General features: G+C 45.3%; 15 protein-coding genes. 14 read left to right on the top strand and 1 reads right to left on the bottom strand.

Features of this window, described 5'->3' with window-relative positions; translation table 11 throughout:
• Positions 1–88 precede the first annotated feature (88 nt).
• From MWM02_RS06350 to MWM02_RS06365, 4 genes are all read left to right on the top strand, one after another.
• The gene (locus MWM02_RS06350) at positions 89–859 is read left to right on the top strand and encodes a segregation/condensation protein A (RefSeq protein WP_064550056.1); all 771 of its coding nucleotides are present in this window, start codon (positions 89–91) and stop codon (positions 857–859) included.
• Positions 846–1,436, top strand: a complete 591-nt coding sequence (gene scpB, locus MWM02_RS06355; protein ID WP_064550058.1) for an SMC-Scp complex subunit ScpB — start codon at positions 846–848, stop codon at positions 1,434–1,436. The genes MWM02_RS06350 and scpB overlap by 14 nt, the downstream gene beginning before the upstream one ends.
• A 61-nt stretch (positions 1,437–1,497) precedes the next feature.
• Positions 1,498–1,917, top strand: a complete 420-nt coding sequence (locus tag MWM02_RS06360; protein WP_064550060.1) for a hypothetical protein — start codon at positions 1,498–1,500, stop codon at positions 1,915–1,917.
• 22 nt (positions 1,918–1,939) lie between these two features.
• Complete coding sequence (locus tag MWM02_RS06365; protein WP_244403207.1) at positions 1,940–2,431, top strand: YpuI family protein; 492 nt, start codon at positions 1,940–1,942, stop codon at positions 2,429–2,431.
• Positions 2,432–2,474: 43 nt separating this feature from the next.
• Here the strand turns inward: MWM02_RS06365 and MWM02_RS06370 are convergent, their stop codons facing one another.
• Complete coding sequence (locus tag MWM02_RS06370; protein WP_064550062.1) at positions 2,475–3,281, bottom strand: DUF2935 domain-containing protein; 807 nt, start codon at positions 3,279–3,281, stop codon at positions 2,475–2,477.
• Positions 3,282–3,403: 122 nt separating this feature from the next.
• Here MWM02_RS06370 and MWM02_RS06375 point away from each other — a divergent pair, with 122 nt between their 5' ends.
• From MWM02_RS06375 to MWM02_RS06420, 10 genes are all read left to right on the top strand, one after another.
• Positions 3,404–4,315 carry a superoxide dismutase gene (locus MWM02_RS06375; RefSeq protein WP_244403208.1) on the top strand — a complete coding sequence of 304 codons (912 nt, stop codon included), beginning with the start codon at positions 3,404–3,406 and terminating at the stop codon, positions 4,313–4,315.
• Between the two features lie 196 nt (positions 4,316–4,511).
• Entirely contained in the window at positions 4,512–5,660 is a 1,149-nt protein-coding gene (locus MWM02_RS06380) for a D-alanyl-D-alanine carboxypeptidase family protein (protein WP_244403209.1), read from the top strand.
• On the top strand, positions 5,653–6,249 hold the full coding sequence (locus tag MWM02_RS06385; protein ID WP_244403210.1) for a nucleoside recognition domain-containing protein: 597 nt from the start codon (positions 5,653–5,655) through the stop codon (positions 6,247–6,249). Before MWM02_RS06380 ends, MWM02_RS06385 begins: the two co-directional genes overlap by 8 nt.
• A complete protein-coding gene (locus MWM02_RS06390; RefSeq protein WP_064550070.1) occupies positions 6,249–6,782 on the top strand; it encodes a spore maturation protein in 534 nt (177 codons plus the stop codon). The genes MWM02_RS06385 and MWM02_RS06390 overlap by 1 nt, the downstream gene beginning before the upstream one ends.
• Positions 6,783–6,941: 159 nt before the next feature.
• Complete coding sequence (locus MWM02_RS06395) at positions 6,942–7,673, top strand: pseudouridine synthase (protein WP_064550072.1); 732 nt, start codon at positions 6,942–6,944, stop codon at positions 7,671–7,673.
• A 103-nt stretch (positions 7,674–7,776) separates the two neighbouring features.
• Positions 7,777–8,301, top strand: coding sequence for a thiol-disulfide oxidoreductase ResA (resA, locus tag MWM02_RS06400; RefSeq protein WP_244403212.1), 525 nt, complete (start codon positions 7,777–7,779; stop codon positions 8,299–8,301).
• 13 nt (positions 8,302–8,314) lie between these two features.
• Positions 8,315–9,976, top strand: coding sequence for a cytochrome c biogenesis ResB family protein (locus MWM02_RS06405; protein ID WP_244403214.1), 1,662 nt, complete (start codon positions 8,315–8,317; stop codon positions 9,974–9,976).
• Positions 9,960–11,150: a c-type cytochrome biogenesis protein CcsB gene (gene ccsB / locus MWM02_RS06410; RefSeq protein WP_064550078.1), complete on the top strand. Its 1,191-nt coding sequence runs from the start codon at positions 9,960–9,962 to the stop codon at positions 11,148–11,150. Before MWM02_RS06405 ends, ccsB begins: the two co-directional genes overlap by 17 nt.
• A gap of 119 nt (positions 11,151–11,269) precedes the next feature.
• Positions 11,270–11,986: a response regulator transcription factor gene (locus tag MWM02_RS06415; protein WP_064550080.1), complete on the top strand. Its 717-nt coding sequence runs from the start codon at positions 11,270–11,272 to the stop codon at positions 11,984–11,986.
• Complete coding sequence (locus tag MWM02_RS06420; RefSeq protein ID WP_244403216.1) at positions 11,986–13,773, top strand: ATP-binding protein; 1,788 nt, start codon at positions 11,986–11,988, stop codon at positions 13,771–13,773. The genes MWM02_RS06415 and MWM02_RS06420 overlap by 1 nt, the downstream gene beginning before the upstream one ends.
• Positions 13,774–13,776: the final 3 nt, after the last annotated feature.

A 13,776-nucleotide genomic window follows, 5' to 3' on the forward strand; every position in this document is an offset into this window, starting at 1 on the left:
TCAATTGTATCATATTAGACGTAAAAAATTGCTTGGACAACGTTGGCTAATCGTCTATACTTAACGATAGTGTAAGGAAAATGGTGGGATGAACGTGCAATATAATGTGAAAATTGATGCGTTTGAAGGTCCGCTCGACCTTTTGTTACATTTAATCAATCGTTACGAAATCGACATTTACGATATTCCTGTCGCGCAAATTACCGAGCAATATATGGCGTATATTCATGCGATGCAGGAATTGCAGCTCGATATCGCAAGCGAATACTTAGTGATGGCAGCGACGCTTTTGGCGATCAAAAGCAAAATGTTGCTGCCGAAACATGAGGAAGAAATATTGGATGAAGGCGTAGAGCTGCCTGAAAGCGATCCGCGCGAAGAATTAATGCAGCGGTTGTTAGAATACAAAAAATATAAAGAAGCGGCGCAAGCATTGAAAAAAAAGGAAGAAGAGCGGGCGCTTTTATTTACGAAGCCGCCGAGCGATTTAAGTATGTATACAGACGACAAAGAAATGATGAAGCGGCCGCTTGATGTCAACGTGTACGATATGCTTGGAGCGCTTTCGAAATTGTTGCGCCGCAAAAAGCTGCAAAAACCGCTCCATACGAAAATTACCCGTCAAGATATTTCCATTGAAAAGAGGATGGAGGAAATTCTAGAGGAACTAAGACGTACGAAAACGAGAAAAAATTTTTATGATTTATTTCCATATTATGACCGCGGATATATTGTGGTGACGTTTTTAGCAATTTTAGAACTAATGAAGAAAAATGCGGTTATTATTGAGCAAGAGCGAAATTTTGCCGATATTTTCATCTCTCGCAACGAAAGGATGGAGCAGCATGGAGATGAGTGAATATAAAGCGATCGTCGAAGGGCTGTTGTTTGCCGCAGGCGATGAGGGGCTGTCGCTTCAGCAAATCGCCGCGGTGTTGGAAATGGAAGAAGAACAAGCACGGACGATTATTCATATGCTAAAGGACGAGTATGATAAACAAAAGCGTGGCATTCAGCTCGTTGAATTGGCAGGAGTCTTTCAGCTGGCGACAAGAAAAGAACATGCCCCGTATTTAAAAAAGCTTGTTGAATCGCCTAGTTCAACTTCGTTGTCGCAAGCGGCGCTCGAAACGCTGGCGATCATTGCTTATCGCCAGCCGATTACAAGGGCGGAGATTGAAGAAATTCGCGGGGTGAAAAGCGATAAACCGATACAGACGTTAATTGCCAAAGCGCTTATAAAGGAAGTCGGACGTGCGGATGGAACGGGGCGGCCAATTTTGTATGGCACGACGAAGGAGTTTTTGGATTACTTCGGTTTAAAAACGCTAGAGGAGCTGCCGCCGCTTCCGGAATTGCAAGAGGACGACGAGATAGAGAAGGAAGCTGATTTATTTTTTGAAAAATTTGAAGAAAATTTTAACGAATCAACATGATTATGGTAAGATAAGAGTAACTTTATATTGCGTTTTTGGCACAGATAAGGGGGCTATTTGTATGCGGATTTGCCGCTTGCAAGGACATGAGCTGGAAAAATCGAAGCCGAATACGTTTGAAGATTATTTCAACCGATCGGAAGCAACGTTTCGCGAAGACGGAGGTGACAAAACGCTCTACGTCCTATATTTGCGCCATTTTGAGGAATCGATTTCATCGTTTACGCCGTATGAAAAAAATCCGATTTTTACCGTTTCGGGGCGCGATGTTTATTTCCGCGATATCGTCGCTTTCGTATGTTTATTGCAAAATCCGGCTTTCCGGCACCGTAAGCGAGTATATATTAGCGAGGAAAAAGAATTTCGCCGTTATTTTGCGCATATGGAGTTTACGAGGCTTCCAGACGTCTTTGCGGAACTGGAAGCGAAAGGGGAATACCGTTTAACGTCACCGCTTCTTTTTGTTCGCCAGCCATCTTAACTGGTATGGGGGTCTTTGAATTATGGGAAATCCAATGGTTTGGAATCAGACAAAACAAGTAGAAGCGTTTTTGCAAAAAGCTGTTCGGACAATTTCCGATTATTTAAACGAAACAACGTTGTCAAAACTAGTGGAAGAACGGGAAGGAGTGGACAAAGCGTATTGCGAGTTACTGCTTGCGAATTTACGCCGCCTTGTTGTGTTTTGTGAAGAAGGGCTTGAGGAGTGCCGCATCGTCTTGAGCGAGGAGCCGTTTCGCAAAACGGCAGCGGAAAAGGCGCTGTACCGCGTTTATCATTTATGCATTGCCGAATATTTTACCCCGAAAAGCGACGCGTGGTACGAAGATAGCCGCTCCGCTTATACGGGGCGCAATTCGCTGAAATTTCGGCAGACTCCCCCGCCTTCGTTGCAAGCTTTGCTGTTGTCCCTTGAAAGCGAGTTTCAGACGATTCGTGAAGAGCTGGAATTTTATGAAACCGACTATCGCACAAAAATGATCCAGTCCAAATAAACGAAAGCTGTCCCGATGTCCGGGGCAGCTTTTTTGCTGTCCATCACTCTGTCCGAGGTTTTGTCGGGTCGCAGGCTGGCGGATGGATGTCATTCGTCGTTTCCGCTAATTTTTGCAAGTAATAGCATTCTTCCCGAGCCATATGATCGGCCATAAGCGGCGTTAATGCGCCAAGTACCTCTTTGTTTAGTCCCATTTCTTCTAACTCGTGCAGAAAGCTTTGGAAAATCACCATTTCTAATTGAATGTCGCGGTGAAAGCGATGTAAAGCGGGGAAATCGTATACGTTTGTCCGTAAATATCCCGCCATTTCCACCGCTTTTAAATAAAAGTCTTCCCATTCTTTTGCAAACGTGCGGCTTTGTCCTTTTAAGTTTTTTTCACTGTTGTCGAGTCGGTCATGGATGGAGCCAGCGTGCCCGGCTGCATCAAGCAGCCATAATAAATCATGATGAAGCGGGTGAACGTTGGGAGGCCGCTTTCCTCGCACGTAATAGCCGGCAAGGCGCAGCCATTCTTCCAATTCGTTTACCATGTGGTTGAGGAAAGTAGGGGGAAGCGAAAAGCTAATTTTTTCTGTCAAAAGCCGCTTTAACAAATGAAGTTTAAATGTCCGCAGCTGTTCCCCCGCCTCTTTTCCCCGCTGAACAAGAGGCGCCCATGACCATGCCGCCGGTCGACGTGCGTGTTCCAATAATTCATCAAATACGTGAATGAGCCGTTGCGCCTGATCGATTTCCTCCTTTTCTTTTTCTGCTAAAGATTCGAGAATGAATCGGCAATGGTCGCCAAGAATTTGCATCCAAAAGCGCATTTCCCATAGCGCTTCTTGTTCCAATGTTTTTTTCATTTGCTTCTCACCCCGATTTTATATGTATGAACGCAAAGGAATTTGGGTGAATGCGGACAAGAACGATTTTTGGGCAGCTGGCATACGATATATGGGCACAAAGACAGAGGAGGTTTTTCAAAATGAGCGAACAAGAGTTATTTCGGCAATATGTGAAGGAAGTCAGCGAATGGGGAACGCAAGTCGAACAAATTTTGCTGCAAAGGGATGATGGCATGGTCCATCGCGACATTGCGGCATTGCTTTCCTACATCGACAAACACGAAGGGGAATGGACGGAAGCTGACATTTATGATCTTCAGCGCATGGTCGATGAAGCGCATGAAAAAGCGACAGCGATTCTAGCAAACGAGTCATTGGCTGACGAAGGTGAAGAAATCGGTGAGGAAGGAGAGCGGAGCCAAACCTATATAGCAGCGGGCAGGCACGTTCTTCCGCCACTTCCATACAGTTATGACGCGCTCGAGCCGTATATTTCCAAAGAAATAATGCAACTGCACCATACAAAACATCACCAAAGTTATGTAGATGGATTGAATAAAGCGGAAAAAATGATGAAAAAAGCGCGCGAAACAAATAACTATGAATTGCTGAAGCATTGGGAGCGGGAAGCGGCATTTCACGGTTCGGGACATTATTTGCACACCATTTTTTGGAACAATATGCATCCAAAAGGCGGCGGAGAACCGCACGGTGAGCTGCTGGAACAAATAAAGCGCGATTTCGGAAGTTTTGAACGGTTTAAGCGCCACTTTACCGAGGCGGCAAAAAGCGCCGAAGGAGTCGGCTGGGCGTTGCTCGTTTGGTCGCCGCGGTCGCACCGCTTAGAAATTTTGCAGACGGAAAAACATCAATTCATGACACAGTGGGATACGATTCCGCTACTTGTGTTAGACGTTTGGGAGCATGCTTATTATTTGCAATATAAAAGTGACCGCGCTGCGTATATTAACAACTGGTGGAATGTCGTCCATTGGCGCGACGTGGAAGAGAGGTTTGCTCAAGCGCAAAAGCTGCGCTGGAAACCGTTTTGATGAAAGACGAAGGAGATGTTCCTTCGTCTATACTATTGACGGTTGTTTTCTGGTGTTTTTGCAACACTCCGTCAAAGACACATGCTTTGGAGATCGGATGATGTGGACATGACAGCGGTAACTTGTACATTTTACGATCATATCTGTTTGTTTGGCGCATACACTTGTACAAAAGAGCAAAAGGGATGGAGATTACATGAAGCTATGGAAACCAATTGTACTGTTTATCGTAGCGGTGACGATGCTTTTTTCATGTATTCCGGATCGGGCGAAGGCAATGAAGGCAATGGATGGAGTGAGTGCGCAAAGCGCGGTTTTAATGGAACAGCATTCAGGACGCATATTGTTGGAAAAAGACGCGCATACGAAGCGGCGCATTGCCAGCATTACAAAAATTATGACAGCGATTTTGGCGATCGAATCAGGAAAAATGGATGATACGGTGACCGTAAGCGCTCGCGCTGTCCGTGCAGAAGGTTCGTCGATTTATTTAAAGGAAGGGGAAAAAATAAAGCTTCGTGATCTCGTCTATGGGCTGATGCTTCGTTCGGGGAACGATGCAGCAGTGGCGATTGCCGAACATGTCGGCGGCAGCGTGGAAGGGTTTGTGTTGTTAATGAATCAAAAAGCGGCAGAAATCGGCATGCGCAACACCGAGTTTGCCAATCCGCACGGATTGGATGATGCGGAAAACCATTATTCTACGGCTTACGACATGGCGCTTCTTATGCAATATGCGATGAAAAATAAAGAGTTTCGAAAAATTTCCGGAACGAAAGTGTACCGTGCTCCTAACCCTGGAGAAAAAGGGGATCGGGTGTGGCGGAATAAAAATAAGCTGCTCACGAATTTATATGAATATTGCACGGGAGGAAAAACTGGCTATACAAAACGGGCAAATCGGACGCTTGTGACGACCGCTTCCAAAGACGGTCTCGATTTAATCGCGGTGACATTGGACGCACCGGATGATTGGAACGATCATATTGCCATGTACGAATACGGCTTTAAACATTATATCATTGCCAAAGTGGATCGAAAGCGCATGGTAAAGAAAATTCGTGACCCCTTTTACCGCGAAAACATTCAAGCAAGCCGCGCTTTGCGGTATCCCGTGACCGAAGAAGAAATGAAAGATTTGCGTGTGAAAATTCGTCTTCTGCGTCCGAACAAGGAATGGAAGAAAGACGAAAGCCGCATCCCAGCGATCGTTGGGAAAGCGATACTTTACTTGGGGAAGGAAGCGGTCGATGAAGTGCCGCTTTTGTATAAAAAGAGTACAAGCAAGAGAGACCGCTCGATTTGGAGCGCATTTCATTTTTTAGGTGTGGGAAACGATGGTTAATCTTATTTGGGTAGCGATGGCCGTTATTGGCATTGTTTTTGCGATGATGAACGGCACGATGAATGAAGTGAACGAAGCGATTTTTAAAAGCGCGAAAGAAGCGGTCACGATCAGCATCGGCATGATTAGCATTTTGGTGTTTTGGCTTGGATTGATGAAAATTGCTGAAGAAGCCAGCCTTTTGGAGAGGCTTGCTGCTTTTTGCAAACCGCTTGTCCGCCGCCTGTTTCCAGAAGTGCCGCCAAACCATCCCGCGCTCGGCTATATCGTTTCCAACATAATTGCTAATATGTTTGGGCTTGGCAACGCTGCGACCCCAATGGGGATTAAGGCGATGGAAGAATTAAAAAAGCTTAACAGCCATCAAGAGGAAGCAAGTCGTTCGATGATCACGTTTTTGGCGATCAATACATCAAGCATCACCCTTATTCCGACGACGGTCATTTCGATTCGCATGACATACGGGTCGGCGTCGCCGGGGGAAATTATCGGTACGACGCTTGTCGCTTCAACGATCTCAACAATTGGCGCAGTCTGCATTGATCGTTATTATTATTGGAAGAGGACACGGAAAGGCGGGAAACGGTAATGGCGTTCATTCAGCTCCTTTCTACTTGGCTTATTCCCATCACCGTTGCGTTTATTCTTTTATACGGAACCGTAAAAAAAGTGCCAACTTATGAAGCGTTTGTCGAAGGTGGGAAAGAAGGCATTCAAATCGCGTTTTCCGTTATTCCATATTTAGTCGGCATGCTTGTTTCGATTTCGATTTTTCGCGCGTCAGGTGCATTAGATTATATGATGAACGGAATAAAGCCGATTGTTGAGGCGATTGGCCTTCCGGCGGAGGTAGTGCCGCTGGCGGTGGTTCGCACGATTTCCGGTACTGCTGCGCTTGGCATGGCAACCGATTTGATCGCTACATATGGACCGGATTCGTTCATTGGCAGGCTCGCATCTACGATACAAGGCAGTACGGAAACGACATTGTATGTGTTAACGGTTTATTTCGGCGCGGTTGGCATCAAAAAGATGGGAGATGCGCTTAAAGTCGGGATTTTAGCGGATATTCTCAGCTTTATTGTTTCCTTTTTTATTGTGTTGCTTATCTTTGGAAGATAGCTCGCCTATTATCGTTAGGCGGCTTTTTTTGGTTTTGGCTTTTTCCGAAAGAATGGTTTTATATTTGTCGAAAAAAGGCGAGTATGATAAAAATAGTGAGAGAGCATGCTTGTATCTTTTGCATCGAAAGAGTAAGATGATGACAGAGGTGAAACAGTGATGGAACGTTTGCAAAAAGTAATTGCCCGTGCAGGAATCGCATCAAGGCGGAAAGCAGAACAACTCATATTACAAGGAAGAGTAAAGGTGAATGGGAAAATCGTTACCGAACTTGGCGTGAAAGTCGGTCCGCGAGATAAAGTGGAAGTTGATGGGATACCGGTAGAAAAAGAGGAACCGGTATATTATCTTTTTTATAAGCCGCGCGGGGTGATCTCGAGCGTAAAAGATGATAAAGGCAGGAAAGTTGTTACCGATTTTTTTAAGGATATCGATAAGCGCATTTTCCCAATTGGCCGTCTCGATTACGATACGTCGGGGATTCTTTTGCTCACCAACGATGGGGATTTTGCCAATTTGTTAATGCATCCTCGTTACGAAATCGAAAAAGTATATATCGCAAAGGTGAAAAAAATTCCGACGCGTGGGCAATTAAAACAGCTGGAGAAAGGAATTATGCTCGAAGACGGCATGACTGCGCCGGCAAAAGTAAAATTGCTTTCTCACAATAAACAAAAACAAACCGCCATTATCGAAATTCGCATTCATGAAGGACGGAACCGCCAAGTGCGCCGCATGTTTGAGGCAATTGGCTGTAACGTTATGAAATTGAAGCGGGAGAGATACGCTTTTCTCGATTTGAAAGGGTTAAATCCTGGCGAATACCGCGAACTTACGCCACACGAAGTAAAACAGCTGCGCGCGCTCGCGTTATCGGGCGGTGGAAAATAAAACGGTTACATTGTCACATAACGTTCATATAAGACCAATTTGTACGATAAAAAACACTGTTATAATGGAAAATGGGATATTACGATTTTAAGGGGTTTGAAAGATGAAAAAACAACAGCGGCTTGTCATGAGAACGATAATTTTATTACTGTTATTAGCAGCGGTAGGATATACGATTTATTCCAATTTTTTTACCGATAAAGCAGAGGTAAAAGTTGGCTCAACAGCGCCGGATTTTGTTTTGACCGATTTAAGCGGAAAGCAACATCGTCTTTCCGACTATCGCGGCAAAGGGGTGTTTTTGAACTTCTGGGGAACATGGTGCAAGCCGTGCGAAAAGGAAATGCCATACATCAACCGGCAGTATAGCACATATAAAAACCAAGGTGTCGAAGTCTTGGCGGTGAACGTTGGTGAGACAAAGTTAAGTGTGCAAAGATTTGTCGACCGCTTTGGATTGACGTTTCCAGTCATGATCGACCGGGAAGATCAAGTAATGAACGCCTATGATGTCGATCAACTGCCGGCGACGTTTTTGATTGATAAAAACGGCAAAGTGAAAAAAATCATCACTGGAACGATGACAGAGGAAATGGTCAAGCAGTATATGGAAAGTATTAAACCGTAAGGGGTTTTGCAAAATGGAACATGTAAAGTGCGAATGCGGGCATGTGAATCCGCACGGGACTGCTTTTTGCGAATCATGCGGAAAACCGCTTGAGGAAAACGAAGAGAAAAGGCTCTTGGACATGCGTTATGAAGGAAGCGCGCGCCGTTCGCAAACGTACAATAAAACGATCGTGGATAAAATTTGGGCGTTTTTCTCTTCGGTGAAGGTCGGAGTGGCGCTTATTGTTATTACACTCATCGCCTCAGCGATCGGAACGATTTTTCCGCAGGAAATGTATCTTCCGCCAAATGTCAGCCCCGCTGAATATTACGAGGATCAATACGGCTGGCTAGGAAAGTTGTATTATCAGCTTGGATTTAATGATTTGTACGGGTCATGGTGGTATATGCTTCTTATTGCGTCGATCGGCGTATCGCTTGTCATTTGCAGTTTAGACCGCGTGATACCGCTCTATCGCGCTTTGAAAAAGCAAGGCGTCACAAGGCATCCAAATTTTTTGCGGCGGCAGCGGTTATTTAGCGTTTCGAAAGTTGCTGATGTCGATGATGTATTCAAACAGATGAAAGAGAAATTGGCGCAGCGCCGCTACCATATTCGCGAAGAAAACGGCAATATTTTGGCGGAAAAAGGCCGTTTTTCCCGCTGGGGTCCGTATGTCAACCATATCGGATTAATTATTTTCTTAATTGGGGCAATGCTTCGCTTTGTTCCTGGCATGTATGTCGATGAAGTGTTGTGGATTCGCGAGGGAGAAACGAAAGAAGTCCCTGGAACTCATGGAAAATATTTTTTAAAGAACGAAAAATTTATTTATGAAACATATGAAAAAGGGAAGGAAAATGAAGTGTTTAATGCGGCGATTGATCGCGTCGGCAGCGGCACGGTCGCGAAAAACTACCAAACGAACGTCGTGCTTTATAAACGTGTCGGGCCGATTGTCGCCGGCGAAGAACCGAAACTAAAAAAAGTAAAAGAGTATAAGATTCGTGTCAACGAACCGTTAAAATATGACCATTATGCGCTGTACCAAGTCGATTTTAAACAAAACGAGCCGTATAAAATGGCGTTTCAATTAATGGATAAAACATCGAAAAAATCGTTTGGCACTGTCGCCATCGATTTGCATAACCCAAAACCTTCCTATGACCTTGGCAACGGTTATCGTGTGGAGTTATTAAGTTACTTCCCGGATTTTTATTTTGATGAAGATGGAAATCCGTCTACGAAATCAAAAGTTCCAAACAATCCGGCGTTTGTGTTTAAAATGTTTGCCCCGGACAAGCCAAAAGGGGAAGTGAGCTTTGTCGCCATTCAACAGACGATTGAGCCATTTGGCAACAATAAATATAAAATGGCATTTGCTGGCTTGGAGACGAGAAACGTGTCAGGCCTTACGGTACGCCGCGACTTTACGCTTTGGATTTTAGGCGTTGGCGGAGCGATATTCATGATTGGGGTCGTCCAAGGGATGTATTGGAACCATCGCCGCATCTGGCTGCAGCGCGTCAATGGCGAAGTGTGGCTTGCTGCGCATACGAACAAAAATTGGTTCGGGTTAAAAAATGAAATTCGCCGCGTCATTGAAGGAACGGGATTAGCGATGCCGATCGATCAAGCGGAAGAAGAGAAAACAGCAGCGCAAGGGGGGCAAGTGCATGGCGCAACTAAGTAGCACGTTGTTGTATATCGCGTTTATTCTTTATTTGATCGGAACATTTTTTTTCGGTGGAGCGATTCGCGATAAAAAAGGAAAAGAGAAAAAAGAAAAGGATCGTTGGTCGCAGCTTGGCATTATGACAACGATCATCGGGTTTGTTTCGCAGCTTGGCTACTTTATTACAAGATGGATAGCAGCGGGGCATGCGCCGGTCAGCAATTTGTTTGAATTTACAACATTTTTTGGGATGATGCTTGTTGCTGCTTTTATCGTGATTTATTTTATTTATAAAACAAGCGTTCTTGGTTTGTTCACATTACCGGTCGCTTTATTAGTGATCGCTTACGCCAGCATGTTTCCGCGCGAGATCACCCCGCTGATTCCGGCGTTGCAAAGTGATTGGTTGCACATCCATGTAACTACCGCCGCGGCGGGAGAAGCGATTTTGGCCGTCAGCTTTGCCGCTGGTCTCATTTATTTAGTTCGTGTCGTGGATCAGTCCAAGCCGAGCAAACGCACGTTCTGGCTGGAAGTCGTAATGTTCTGCTTAATTACAACGCTCGGCTTTGTGCTTGTATCGACGTCATTCAGCCTTGCGGATTATGAAGCAAAATTTACATGGGTTGACAAAAATGGACAAACATCAGAAGTCGTTTACGACATGCCGGCATTAGTCGGCCCGCATGAAGGAAAGCTTGTGAAAGAAAGCGCCGACCGTTTTGCACCGTTCGTTTACATGCCGGCAATCATCAACGCAAAAAAATTAAATACGGTTATCTGGTCGATAATCGGGGGCACGGTTTTATATGTGCTGCTCCGTCTTGTGCTGCGGAAGCGGATCGCCGCAGCCTTGCAGCCGCTTGTCAAAAACGTAAACTTGGATTTAACGGATGAAATCAGTTATCGCGCTGTCGCGATCGGCTTCCCGGTATTTACGCTTGGAGCGCTCATTTTTGCGATGATTTGGGCGCAAATTGCGTGGACGCGCTTTTGGGGTTGGGATCCGAAAGAAGTATGGGCGCTTATTACATGGCTGTTTTACGCGGCGTTTTTGCACCTTCGCTTGTCCAAAGGATGGCACGGCGAAAAATCGGCATGGCTTGCGGTTATTGGTTTTGCGATCATCATGTTTAATTTAGTGGCGGTGAACTTAGTAATTGCCGGACTGCATTCCTACGCCGGAACATGATGAATAGATGAATGGCTTTGAACAAGAGGATGCCCCGTTGGCTGGGGCATCCTTTTTTACGATAAAGTAGATAAATGACATTAATTTTTGTACAATAGTGAACAAGGGAGGATGTTCTTATGGATAAACAAGTAAAAATTTTGGTCGTGGATGATGAAGAACGAATTCGGCGCTTGTTGAAAATGTATTTGGAGCGTGAAAATTATATAATTGATGAGGCCGATAACGGCAATGACGCGCTCGAAAAAGCGCTTGGCAACGATTATGACGTCATTTTGCTTGACCTCATGCTGCCAGGGAGGGACGGCATTGAGGTATGCAAAGAAATTCGCGAAAAGAAAGCAACTCCGATTATTATGCTGACGGCAAAAGGGGAAGAATCAAACCGTGTCCAAGGCTTTGAGGCGGGGACGGACGACTATATCGTCAAGCCGTTTAGCCCGCGCGAAGTTGTATTGCGCGTGAAGGCGCTGTTGCGGCGTGCGGCAAATACAATGTATGTCCTTGCTGACACGACCGCGAAAGACGTGCTCGTTTTTCCACATTTAACGATTGATAACGACGCCCACCGCGTCACGGTTGACGGCCAGGAAGTGAATTTGACTCCGAAAGAATACGAGCTGCTTTTATTTTTGGCAAAATCTCCAGATAAAGTGTTTGATCGCGAACAGCTGTTAAAGGAAGTATGGCATTACGAATTTTTTGGCGATTTGCGCACAGTGGACACTCATATTAAGCGATTGCGAGAAAAGTTAAACAAAGTCTCACCGACGGCGGCAAAAATGATTGTAACCGTCTGGGGAGTTGGCTATAAATTTGAGGTAGTGAACGACTAATGTGGCTTTTTCGCAGCGTGGTCGGAAAATTATGGTTCACTATATTATTGCTCGTTTCCTGTGTATTATTTGTCCTTACGGTTCTTTTGTTAAAATTTTTTGAAAATTATTATGTACAAGAAGCGGAAAAAGAATTGACGCAGCTTGCGACAAAAGTATCGGAAGTCATGCGCGACTACGAAGATGAAAAGCTGGCACGTTCGATCGCATGGACGCTTGTCGACCATACGTCCAAAGCGGTCATTATCACTGATTCCTCGCATTACTGGTATTCGCCGACAAACGATGAACTACGCGATTTGCCGCTATCACTGATTGAACAGGATAAAGATTTGCGAAAAGTGTTCACGGAAGGAAAAAGCGTAAAAAAGAAAGCGTATTTGCCAAACGTGCAAATCGGCAAACAATATAGTGATGTGATTATTGTCGGCGTGCCGCTGGAAACGGCGAATGGAAAACAGGGCGGAGTATTTATTTACCAATCGTTGCGGGCCATTGAAGATACGACAAGGCAAACGAAAAAATTGATTTTTCTTGCCGCGTTTATCGCCATCGTGTTGACAACGTTTTTCGCCTTTTTCTTATCGACCCGTATTACCGCGCCTTTGCGAAAAATGCGGCAAGCGGCCTTTGAAGTGGCGCGCGGCAAATTTGACACCAAAGTGCCGATTTTAACGCATGATGAAATCGGTGAATTGGCGATGGCGTTCAACCAGATGGGCAGACGGCTGCAATTTAACATTAATGCGCTGAACCAGGAAAAAGAGCAGCTGGCAAGCATTTTAAGCAGCATGGCCGATGGCGTCATCACCTTTAATCGCGACGGTGAGATATTAATTACGAACCCGCCTGCAGAGCGGTTTTTGCAAGCATGGTATTTTGAACAAGGAAACGATGCGGAAACAATCGCGCCGCTACCTCCGCAGGCAAAAGAGTTATTTATTCGCGTTGTCCGTGAGGAAAAGGAGCAATCGATCGAATTGTCCCTGCAAGGGCGGACATGGGTGATTTTAATGACGCCGCTTTATGGCAAAACGAACGTACGCGGAGCGGTGGCGGTGCTGCGCGATATGACGGAGGAGCGCCGCTTGGATAAACTCCGCAAAGATTTTATCGCCAACGTTTCTCATGAACTGCGCACGCCGATTGCGATGCTTCAAGGGTACAGCGAAGCGATTATTGATGATATTGCCGCAACAGATGAAGAAAAGAAAGAGATGGCGAAAGTCATTTATGACGAATCGCTGCGCATGGGCCGCCTTGTCAACGACTTATTAGATTTGGCGCGCATGGAAGCAGGACACATTACGTTAAATTACGAAACCGTCCAGCTCGCCCCATATATCGGACGGATTATTCGCAAATTCCAAGGGCTAGCAAAAGAAAAACAAATTGATTTGTCGGCGGAGTTTAAAAATGAGGACATCCAAATTACGATTGACCCGGACCGCATTGAACAAGTATTGACGAATTTGATTGATAATGCGATTCGTCATACGGATCAAAACGGAACCGTCAAGATTATTGCCGAACGAAGCGGAGACGGTGTTACGATCCATGTGCAAGATTCCGGATCCGGCATTTCTGAAGAAGATTTGCCGTTTGTGTTTGAGCGCTTCTACAAAGCGGATAAGGCGCGCACGCGCGGCCGTTCAGGAACGGGATTAGGCCTTGCGATTGCGAAAAATATCGTCGAGGCGCATAAAGGGACGATTTTCGTTCATAGCAAGCTTCATGAAGGAACGACATTTACGTTTTATTTGCCAAACGGCCCGCAAAAAATGTAAAAT

The organism is Parageobacillus sp. KH3-4 (assembly GCF_022846435.1).
In the GTDB taxonomy this organism is placed as follows: Bacteria; Bacillota; Bacilli; order Bacillales; family Anoxybacillaceae; genus Parageobacillus; species Parageobacillus thermoglucosidasius_A.

Bases quoted from the DNA above. Each gene is read 5' to 3' on its own strand.
- MWM02_RS06350 (WP_064550056.1), top strand. From the start codon at position 89: ATGAACGTGCAATATAATGTGAAAATTGATGCGTTTGAAGGTCCGCTC.
- scpB (WP_064550058.1), top strand. From the start codon at position 846: ATGGAGATGAGTGAATATAAAGCGATCGTCGAAGGGCTGTTGTTTGCC.
- MWM02_RS06360 (WP_064550060.1), top strand. From the start codon at position 1,498: ATGCGGATTTGCCGCTTGCAAGGACATGAGCTGGAAAAATCGAAGCCG.
- MWM02_RS06365 (WP_244403207.1), top strand. From the start codon at position 1,940: ATGGGAAATCCAATGGTTTGGAATCAGACAAAACAAGTAGAAGCGTTT.
- MWM02_RS06370 (WP_064550062.1), bottom strand. From the start codon at position 3,281: ATGAAAAAAACATTGGAACAAGAAGCGCTATGGGAAATGCGCTTTTGG.
- MWM02_RS06375 (WP_244403208.1), top strand. From the start codon at position 3,404: ATGAGCGAACAAGAGTTATTTCGGCAATATGTGAAGGAAGTCAGCGAA.
- MWM02_RS06380 (WP_244403209.1), top strand. From the start codon at position 4,512: ATGAAGCTATGGAAACCAATTGTACTGTTTATCGTAGCGGTGACGATG.
- MWM02_RS06385 (WP_244403210.1), top strand. From the start codon at position 5,653: ATGGTTAATCTTATTTGGGTAGCGATGGCCGTTATTGGCATTGTTTTT.
- MWM02_RS06390 (WP_064550070.1), top strand. From the start codon at position 6,249: ATGGCGTTCATTCAGCTCCTTTCTACTTGGCTTATTCCCATCACCGTT.
- MWM02_RS06395 (WP_064550072.1), top strand. From the start codon at position 6,942: ATGGAACGTTTGCAAAAAGTAATTGCCCGTGCAGGAATCGCATCAAGG.
- resA (WP_244403212.1), top strand. From the start codon at position 7,777: ATGAAAAAACAACAGCGGCTTGTCATGAGAACGATAATTTTATTACTG.
- MWM02_RS06405 (WP_244403214.1), top strand. From the start codon at position 8,315: ATGGAACATGTAAAGTGCGAATGCGGGCATGTGAATCCGCACGGGACT.
- ccsB (WP_064550078.1), top strand. From the start codon at position 9,960: ATGGCGCAACTAAGTAGCACGTTGTTGTATATCGCGTTTATTCTTTAT.
- MWM02_RS06415 (WP_064550080.1), top strand. From the start codon at position 11,270: ATGGATAAACAAGTAAAAATTTTGGTCGTGGATGATGAAGAACGAATT.
- MWM02_RS06420 (WP_244403216.1), top strand. From the start codon at position 11,986: ATGTGGCTTTTTCGCAGCGTGGTCGGAAAATTATGGTTCACTATATTA.